The following is a 981-nucleotide window of genomic DNA, read 5'->3' on the forward strand; positions in this document are numbered from 1 at the left end:
CAACATTTCCTTCATTTCATTGCTTGCATCAATCCGTATTTTCCGCTCATTATCCCTAATCTCTGCATCTATAGCCAATACAGGAAGCCCCCACTTATCTTTTACAGATGAATCCAATACGACTTTATTTTCGTGATATGGAAGTATTTCGCCAAATGAAGTAAAACCTACTCCCCAGCTTCCGGGCTCGGCGATAGCATCTTTCCAAGCCCCACCCACGCGCTTATTATCGACCTTACCTGACCATTGTCCCCTTGAAGCTCCGCCCTGATAGCCAAAACCACGTATGTAATCTCTCTTCTTGGTATCGCCGGCAATATTGGCAAATCGGGGTACATATAATCCATTGGCGCGTCGCCCAAAAATATATTTATCCTCAAATCCTTCAACTCTTCCCCCAGCTCCACTATTTAACATGTGATCCATCAGATTATGTCCCAGTTCACCACTGCTGCTCCCAAGACCACCTTCCCATACATCAGTAGCTGAATTCATTAACACCCAGGTGGAATTTAAAGTCGAAGCACATACAAAAACAATCTTAGCAAAATACTCGTAGGTTTGATTCGTCTCCGCATCAACAATTTCGACTCCTTTAGCTTTCTGCGTATCGCGATTGTAAATAATGCTTTTTACAATTGAAAGTGGTCTTAGGGTAAGTTTTCCAGTCTTCACTGCTGCGGGCAATGTTGCAGACTGTGTGCTAAAATAAGCGCCGAAATTGCAACCCAGCCAGCATTTGTTCTGGTATTGGCAATTAACACGGCCGTGATGGGGCACTGTTATGTTGGCTACCCGGCCAATTATAAAGTGTCTTTTTCCCTGATAACGCGATTTCAAGCGCGCAGCAAGATCTTTTTCCACAATATTCATATCCATTGGCGGCATAAATTCGCCATCGGGCAGCACCGCTATACCGTCTCTATTACCTGAAATACCCGCAAATTTCTCAACGTGACTATACCAAGGTGCTATATCTTT

Annotated in this window: 1 protein-coding gene; it reads right to left on the bottom strand. The window is 43.9% G+C overall.

The genetic code is table 11. The annotated features are described in order from the left end of the window. On the bottom strand, nt 1–981 hold a 981-nt coding region (locus tag B2X72_RS03070), incomplete at both ends, for a GMC family oxidoreductase N-terminal domain-containing protein (RefSeq protein WP_286848247.1).

The organism is Sphingobacterium sp. UBA7253, assembly GCF_002472745.1.
Classification (GTDB): domain Bacteria; phylum Bacteroidota; class Bacteroidia; order Sphingobacteriales; family Sphingobacteriaceae; genus Sphingobacterium; species Sphingobacterium siyangense.